The following is a 7,721-nucleotide window of genomic DNA, read 5'->3' as shown; positions in this document are numbered from 1 at the left end:
GTGCGGTGGCGATGCCGGTGCCACAGGCCGGCGCCGGGGCTTTCCGCCGCATCGTGCGCGGCAAAGCCGGCGGGGGCTGGGAGATCGGCCGCCTGCCCGGCGGCGGACGGTGCGGAACAGAGGCGGTGGCCGGCCTCGCGCGGTCCCGGTCTCCGCACGGGCGGGGAGGGAATTGCCGGTCCGGCCGGCTGTTGCATCGTCAGGGCCAGCGCCGGCAGAAAGACGGTCCGTATCCTCTGCCGCGCCGCCGCTGTCCTGCGGCGGAAACGGCGGCATTTGCATTGCCCGCTGCGGGGCGACAAGATCGTGCGGTCTTACAAGGTCGTGCGGTCATGCAAGATCGTGCGCTCATGAATGCCTGCGCGGTCCGGGCGGCCACGCGCCGCGAGAAGGATGCTCTGATCATGGTCACCCTGCGCACCCGCACCGCCGGGGCCGTTGCCACCGCCCGGCCGCGCGGGGCGGTTTCGGTTGCGACGCCGACCGGCGGGAGCATGGAACTGACGACGAGCGTCAGCGAGGCCGGCTTCAGCCCGCTCGACCTGCTTTATTCCGCGCTCGCCGGCTGCCTTGCCCTGAGTGCGCGCCATGCGGCCGCGCAGCAGGGACTGGGCGACCGCATCGACGGCATCCGCGTGGAGGTCGGCGGGGAAAAGGCGGCCGGCGAACCGTCGCGCATCGCGGCCGTCCGCCTGCGGCTGATCGTGACCGGCACCATCAGCGCGGCAGAGCGGGAGGCCCTCGTTGCCGAAGCCGAGCGGCTTTGCACCGTCAGCAACACGCTGGCCGCCGGCGTGCGGCTGGAGCACGCCGGCTGAGCCGGGCCGCCATCACGCCGCGGGCAGCGGGCGTTTGCGGTTTTCCGCGTCGATGGCGACCGAAATGAAGGTGCCGCGCGCGATAAGGCGGCGCTCGCCGCCCTCCGAACTGGCTGCCCAGCCCTCCAGCGCCAGCGTCATCGAGCTTGAGCCGGTGGCCGCGACCTGCCCGTGGACCGAGAATTCCTCGCCGATGCGCAGCGGCGTGAGAAAGGCGAATTTCTCCACGGCAACCGTCACCACCGGCCCGCGCGAACGGCGGGTGCCGAGCATGCCGGCGGCAAGATCGAACTGCAGCAGAATCCAGCCGCCGAAGATACCGCCGACAAGGTTGGCGTTGGCGGGCATGGCAAGGGTGTGAACCAGCAGATCGCCGGATGGCGCGCTGGGCGGGGTGCCTTCGGACATGCGGAAAAGAACCGTGCGCTGACAGGGGGAGGGCGGGCGTGACCGTCGGCAGGGGCACCGGGGCGCTCCTGCCGCTGCCTCCTTATCCCGCACCCCGGCGGCCAGCGGAAGGGCGACGGTGGTCACACCGGCGCCGGCAGCGGCCCGACACAGCGGGCGGCCGGGCCGGCCGGCGTGCTCCACCGGCCTGCACCCGGCCGCCCTCTGACCGGTGCAGGCCCGGAACCGCGAACCCGGCGCGCCTTGAACCGAATCGGCAAAAAGTCAACGATACGACCGACCGATAAGGGCGGCCCGGCAAAGCGGGGGGACCGGGCCGGCCGATGACCGGGAGCATGTGACGAGGTCACATTCAGGGCATTTCAGTCTGAGACTTATTTTTCAGTTTTACATCAGTCTGCTTTTTCAGGCGTACTTTCTGGGTTTTAAAAATGGCATCCGAATTTGAAATTATTGTCATCAGCATGATCTCCAAAGAAGACCGGCGCAGAACCGTCAGAGAAAATCTGAGCCGGATGACCGGGCCGTCCTGGCGGTTTTTCGACGCCGTCAACGATGCCGCGGTCGTCGAAGGTCTGGACAGCGACCCCGATCGCCAGATTGTCCGCTATGGCCGCACGCTGGGGCGCGCGGAAGTGGGGTGCTTCAAGAGTCATTATCTGGTGCTGAGGGAATTCGTAAAGTCCGGCACCTCCGACTGGATTATGGTCATGGAGGACGATGTTATTCTTGATGTGAATTTCAATTTTCAAGAAGTCATAGAATTTTGCGAAAAGAATAATTACAATTATATCCGGCTTTTCGCAAAAATGTATAAGCCGGCCAGAATTATCGCGATGCTCAGCCAGTTCCGGCAGGTCATCCGGTTTTCGACCGACCCCTACGGGGCGCAGTGCTATCTCATCAGCAAGGCCGGCGCGGCGGCCGTGCTGAACAGCATCGAGACGATTGAGCTGCCGATCGACGACGAGTTCGGCCGCTTCTGGCGGCACGGCCAGTTGCCGCTCAGCGTGTTTCCCTTCCCGGCCATCGAAACCTCGGTGCCTTCTAGCCTTTCGCAGGATCGGGAAAGCGGCGATGAACGGCGCATCGGGCGCAGCATTGATCTTGTCATGTTCCGCCTGAAGGAAAAGCTGCGCAAGGAACTCTATAACCTGCGCCACTGAGCGGCGTGGCTGGGCCGCGCCGGTTGCGGCCGGATTCCGGATTATTGCATGCCGGAACTGTCGGTGCCGTCGTCGGTGATGAGGGCGCCGCGCCAGATGGCGGAGGCCTCCGGGTCTGCATAGAGAATGCGCAGGTGGCCGATGAGCTGGGCCACCCGCGGCTCGGCCAGCCGGTAGACCACCGCCCGGGCCTCGCGCCGGCCGGTGATGATGCCGGCCTCCCGCAGCTCACCGAGCTGCTGGGACAGCGTCGGCTGGTGCACATCCAGAATGGTCTCCAGATCCGTCACCGAACGCTCGCCCTCGATCAGCACGCACAGGATCGACAGCCGCACCGGATTGGCCATGGCCTTCATCAGGTCCGCTGCCGCGCCGATCGCCCGGCAGCGGATCTTCGGCTGCCGCCCTTTGGGCCCGGTGTCGTCTGTCTGCCCGTTCGTGCTCATGATCGCCCGTCCGACCGCAAAAAAATTCCCGTAACCGCCCCGACTTTGTGTCGGCCGCATCATTTCGGTTGCGGGATTATCATTATATATTTTTATATAATGAGATCGCAACCCGCACGGAAGGTCCGGCCCATGGTCCTGAGGATCGGCGTTCACCCCAACAACCTGCATCTGCGCCTTGCGGCGCTGTGGCCCGGCGCGTTCGACGATCTCGACCATGTGTTCGTCGATTATCCGGAAGGCCGCGATACCGGGCGGCTGCTGGCGGAGGGGGTCGTCGATATCGGCGGCACCGGCTCGACGCCGCCGATTCTGGCGGCCGCGGCCGGGCAGGAGGTGGTCTATGCGGCCGCGTCGGCCACGCGGCCGGCGAACGGCGCGGTGCTGGTGGCCCGCGACGGGCCGGTGGACAGCATCGCGGCGCTGAAGGGGCGGGCCGTGGCGCTCGTCGACGGTTCGTTTCTGACCTATTTTCTGGCGCGGAGCCTGGACGAGGCCGGCCTGACCCTGCGCGATGTGGAGCGGCGCGACCTGCCGCCGGCGCTGTCGCGCACGCTGCTGGCCGGCGGCGAGGTTGCGGCGTGGGTGGCGATGGCGCCGCATCTGGAACAGGTACTGGCGACCGGCGAGGCGAAGGTGCTGACCCACTGCGGCACCACCATTCCCAACCGCTCGGTGTTCTGGACCGTTCGCGACCGCGGCCTTTCCGCGGCAACGCTGGCGGCCTTCGCGGCCGGACTGGCGCGCGTGGGCGCCGGCATCACGGCGGCGCCGGAGCGCGCCGCGGCCCTGCTGGCCGGCCCCGCCGCCAGCGAGACGGAACGGCGGGCGTGGACGCGCGTGGTGGCGGAACGCGACTGGCAGGTGGTGCCGGCCGATGCCCGCATCCATGCCGAACAGCAGGCCGAGGCCGACACGCTGACCCGCCACGGCGACCTTGCCGCCGCCCTGCACATCGAACAGCAGCCTGCCTGAGGGCCGGACGAGAGGGACCCGGAGATGAACGTTTTCTGGTATATGTGCGCCCCTGACGGCCCTTATCCGTGGAAGCCGGAGGGCTCGCGCACCGTCGATTTCGGCTATTACAAGCAGCTGGCGATGGCCTACGACCATCTGGGCTATACGGGGGCGCTGTTTGCCACCGGCGCGCACGATGTCTGGCCGCTGGCCGGTGCGCTGCTGCCCTATGCGGAGCGGATGAAGTTCCTGCTCGCCTTCCACCCCGGCCTCATTGCCCCGACGCTGCTGGCCAAGATGGCGGCGACGATGCAGGAATTCTCGAACGGCCGCATCCTGCTCAATGTGGTCTCGGGCGATGCCAAGATGCTCGGCGCCTATGGCATGACGCTGCCCCACGACGAACGCTATCTCATGGCCGACGAATACCTGACCGTCTGGCACCGGCTGATGGCCGGCGAGACGGTGACGCAGAAGGGCCGCTATTTCGAAACCGTCGGCGCCCGCCTCGCCCTGCCGGTCGGCAGCACCATCGCCCCGCCGCCGCTGTGGTTCGGCGGCTCGTCGGAAGCCGCCATCGATGTCGCCGCCCGGCATGTCGACACCTACCTCTCGTGGGGCGAGACCCCTGACGAGATGGGCCGCAAGATCGAACAGGTGCGGGCGCGCGCCGCCCATTATGGCCGCGAACTCTCCTATGGCATCCGCCTTTATGTGATTGTGCGCGAGACGGACGCGAAGGCGTGGGAGGCGGCGGCCGATCTGTTCGGCCACATGGACGAGGCGGCGATTGCCGCCAACCAGCGCTTCGTCTCCAACACCGATTCCGTCGGCCAGCAGCGCATGAGCCGTCTGCACGGCGGGGTGAAGCCGGAAAATCCGCGCGATCTGGAGATCTATCCCAACCTGTGGGCCGGCATCGGTCTGGTGCGGCCGGGGCCGGGCACCGCCATCGTCGGCTCGCCCGACACGGTGATCCGCACGCTGGAGGCCTATCAGGCAGTTGGCGTGGAAACCTTCATCCTGTCCGGCATGCCGCTGCTGGAGGAGGCTTATCGCTTCGGCGAACTGGTGCTGCCGCGCCTCGACCTCAGCCGGCCGGAGGCCGCGGCCGCGCCGAAGGCCCCGGCCCGGACCTATACATGGTCGACCCTGTTCGACCGCGATCTCAGCGGAAACCGCATCGATGGCTGATGTGCAGGCTCTCGACGAGGCCGGCGGCGCGGCAAAGGCGCCGGGTGCGGCGGGCCGGGCGGCACGGCGGTGGCCTCTGCCGCTTGCGCGCCTCGCCTCACCCGTGGCGATCCTGCTGGTCTGGCAGCTTGCCAGCACCACCGGGCTGCTGCCGGCCGCGGTGCTGGCCTCCCCGCGTGAGATTGCGGGGGCTGCCGTGCGTCTCACGGTTTCCGGCGAGCTGCCGGCGGGGCTCGGCGTGTCGTTCCTGCGGGTGGTGGCCGGTTTTGCCATCGCGCTCGTGGCCGGCGTCGGGCTCGGGCTGGTCGCCGGCCTGTCGCGCCTCGGCGACCTCGTGGTCGACCCGCCGCTGCAGATGCTGAAGGCGCTGCCCTTTCTGGGGCTGCTGCCGCTGTTCATCCTGTGGTTCGGCATCGGCGAGGTGCCGAAAATCGGCATGGTCGCCTTCGGTGCGGTCTTTCCCATCTATCTGACGCTGCACGGCGGCATTCAGGGCATCGATGCCAAGCTGGTGGAAGCCGGGCGCACGCTGGGTCTCGGCACGCTGGGCATCGTGCGCCACATCGTGTTGCCGGGCGCGCTGCCTGCGCTGCTGGTGGGGGTGCGCTACGGGCTTTCCATTGCCTGGCTCAGTCTGGTGGTGGCCGAGCAGATCAACGCTTCCAGCGGCATCGGCGCCATCATCACCTATGCGCGGGACTTCCTGCAGACCGACATCATCGTCGTCTGCCTGCTGGTCTATGCGCTGATGGGCCTGCTGACGGATGGTCTGGTGCGCGCCATCGAGGCGAAGCTGCTGCGCTGGCGGCCGGCGGTGACGCCATGAGCGCTGCCGTGGAAACGAAGGCCGTGGTCGATATTCAGGGCCTGACCCGCGCGTTCGGCGGTCCGCCGGTGCTGGACGGTATCGACCTGACGATGGCGCGCGGCGAGTTCGTGGCCCTGCTCGGGCGCTCCGGCTCCGGCAAGTCGACGCTGCTGCGGGTGCTGGCGGGACTCGATGAGGCCCCGGCGCGGCACAAGGTGCTGCCGCAGCGCCGGGCGGTGGTGTTTCAGGAGCCGCGGCTGATGCCGTGGAAGCGGGTGGTGGACAATGTCTGCCTTGGCGTGGAGCGGGCGGATGCGCACGCGGCGGCCGAACAGGTGCTGGCCGACGTCGGTCTTGCCCATCGCCGGCAGGCCTGGCCTCTGACGCTTTCCGGCGGCGAGGCACAGCGGGCCGCGCTGGCCCGGGCGCTGATCCGCACGCCGGAGCTTTTGCTGCTGGACGAGCCCTTTGCCGCGCTCGATGCGCTGACGCGGCTGCAGATGCACCGGCTGGTGGCGGCGCTGTGGCAGAAACACCAGCCGGCGGTTCTGCTCGTCACCCACGATGTGTGGGAGGCGGTGGCGCTGGCCGACCGCATTCTGGTGCTGGAACGCGGCCGCTTCGTGCGCGAGGTGCAGGTGAGGCTGCCGCGCCCGCGCCTGCGCACCGATCCCGCCGCGGCGGCCATTGAACACGACCTGCTTGCGCGCCTCGGCGTGGATCAGGACGACTGACGCGAAGCCGTCCGCTATTTTCCCTGCCGGATTCCGCCCGTTCCACTGGAGAAGACCAATGACCTCTTACCGCTCCCGGCGCAGCCTGCTGCGCACTCTGGCCGCAGCCCTTGCGCTGACCCTTGCCGCCCCGCTGGCGCTGCCGGCGGCGGCGGATGCCGCGGAAAAGACGGTGCGCATCGGCTGGCTGCGCGGCCCCAACGATCTGACGCTGGCCAAGGCCCGCGGCACGCTGGAAAAGGCGCTGGCGGAAAAGAACGTCACCGTGGAATGGGTCGGCCCCTTCCCCGCCGCGGCCCCCGCCTTCGAGGCGCTGAATGCCGGCAGCATCGACATCACCGCCGGTTCCTCCACCTCGGCCGTGGCGGCGCTGGCCGCCCGGGTGCCGCTCGTCATCTTCGCCTATCAGAAGATGTCGGCGGCCGCCGAAGGCATCGTGGTGAAGAAAGACTCCGGCATTGAAAGCCTGAAGGACCTGACCGGCAAGAGCGTGGCGGTGAACCGCGGCGGCACCGGCGAATATCTGCTGATGCGGGCGCTGGAAAAGAACGGCGTCGACCCGGCCGGCGTGACCCGCGTCTATCTCAGCCCCAGCGACAGCGGCCCGAGCTTCGTGCAGGGCCATGTCGCGGCGTGGGCGACGTGGGACCCGTTCGTGGCGATCGCGAAGAAGTCCTATGACGCCCGCGTGCTGGCCGATGGCGCCGCCATCGGTTCCGACAATGCGGTGGTGCTGGTGGCGAGCCGCAGCTTTGCGGAGAAGGATCGCCCGCTGCTGCAGACGGTGTTCGACGTGGTGAAGGCCGACAATGCCTGGGCCATCGCCCACAAGGACGAAGCAGGCGCGATCTGGGCGGAGGCGATGAAGATTCCGGCCGACCTCGGCCCGGAAATCGGCGTCAACGCCGCGGTGCCGACCACCGCGGTCACCGCGAAGGACATCGCCCAGATCGAGGCGATTGCCGACTGGTATGTGGCCAGCAAGATCATTCCCGTGCGGCCGGACATTGCCGCCGGGGTGGTGACGCTCGACTGAGCCTTGCAGGGCAGGGCGGCAAGGTGCGGGACGGCAAGGCGCGGGATGCGGGCCCGCGCTGCGCCGCCCCGGCCGGTCCTTCCGCCCCTTGCCGGTCCTGCGGCGAACGGGCCCCGGGCGGCGCGGCTGCGGCCGTTCAGCCGGCCGGCGGCCG

General features: G+C 68.5%; 9 protein-coding genes. 7 read left to right on the top strand and 2 right to left on the bottom strand.

Annotation, left to right across the window (positions count from 1 at the left end; genetic code table 11):
• The first annotated feature begins 332 nt into the window (after nt 1-332).
• A complete protein-coding gene (locus V7067_RS01410) occupies nt 333-818 on the top strand; it encodes an OsmC family protein (protein WP_334174081.1) in 486 nt (161 codons plus the stop codon).
• A gap of 12 nt (nt 819-830) precedes the next feature.
• On the opposite strand, the gene V7067_RS01405 is transcribed toward V7067_RS01410, so the two are convergent.
• Entirely contained in the window at nt 831-1,226 is a 396-nt protein-coding gene (locus V7067_RS01405; protein WP_334174080.1) for a hotdog domain-containing protein, read from the bottom strand.
• A gap of 431 nt (nt 1,227-1,657) precedes the next feature.
• On the opposite strand from V7067_RS01405, the gene V7067_RS01400 reads away from it, so the two are divergent.
• Nucleotides 1,658-2,392, top strand: a complete 735-nt coding sequence (locus V7067_RS01400; RefSeq protein ID WP_334174079.1) for a glycosyltransferase family 25 protein — start codon at nt 1,658-1,660, stop codon at nt 2,390-2,392.
• Nucleotides 2,393-2,433: 41 nt separating this feature from the next.
• Here V7067_RS01400 and V7067_RS01395 read toward each other — a convergent pair whose 3' ends face one another.
• Entirely contained in the window at nt 2,434-2,838 is a 405-nt protein-coding gene (locus V7067_RS01395; protein WP_334174078.1) for a metalloregulator ArsR/SmtB family transcription factor, read from the bottom strand.
• A 132-nt stretch (nt 2,839-2,970) separates the two neighbouring features.
• Between V7067_RS01395 and V7067_RS01390 the strand changes: the two genes are divergently transcribed.
• Genes V7067_RS01390 through V7067_RS01370 form a run of 5 tightly spaced genes read left to right on the top strand, consistent with a single transcriptional unit; the run spans nt 2,971 to nt 7,567 of the window.
• Nucleotides 2,971-3,813: an ABC transporter substrate-binding protein gene (locus V7067_RS01390; protein WP_334174077.1), complete on the top strand. Its 843-nt coding sequence runs from the start codon at nt 2,971-2,973 to the stop codon at nt 3,811-3,813.
• A 24-nt stretch (nt 3,814-3,837) separates the two neighbouring features.
• Nucleotides 3,838-4,989 carry an LLM class flavin-dependent oxidoreductase gene (locus tag V7067_RS01385; protein ID WP_334174076.1) on the top strand — a complete coding sequence of 384 codons (1,152 nt, stop codon included), beginning with the start codon at nt 3,838-3,840 and terminating at the stop codon, nt 4,987-4,989.
• Nucleotides 4,982-5,815 (top strand): ABC transporter permease subunit, encoded by an 834-nt coding sequence (locus tag V7067_RS01380; RefSeq protein ID WP_334174075.1) that lies wholly within the window; start codon nt 4,982-4,984, stop codon nt 5,813-5,815. The genes V7067_RS01385 and V7067_RS01380 overlap by 8 nt, the downstream gene beginning before the upstream one ends.
• Nucleotides 5,812-6,531 (top strand): ABC transporter ATP-binding protein, encoded by a 720-nt coding sequence (locus V7067_RS01375; RefSeq protein WP_334174074.1) that lies wholly within the window; start codon nt 5,812-5,814, stop codon nt 6,529-6,531. The genes V7067_RS01380 and V7067_RS01375 overlap by 4 nt, the downstream gene beginning before the upstream one ends.
• Before the next feature lie 58 nt (nt 6,532-6,589).
• Nucleotides 6,590-7,567: an aliphatic sulfonate ABC transporter substrate-binding protein gene (locus V7067_RS01370; RefSeq protein WP_334174073.1), complete on the top strand. Its 978-nt coding sequence runs from the start codon at nt 6,590-6,592 to the stop codon at nt 7,565-7,567.
• Nucleotides 7,568-7,721 lie beyond the last annotated feature (154 nt).

The organism is Pseudoxanthobacter sp. (genome assembly GCF_036822375.1).
Classification (GTDB): Bacteria; Pseudomonadota; Alphaproteobacteria; order Rhizobiales; family Segnochrobactraceae; genus Pseudoxanthobacter.
This window is presented reverse-complemented; position numbering and strand designations above follow the sequence as displayed.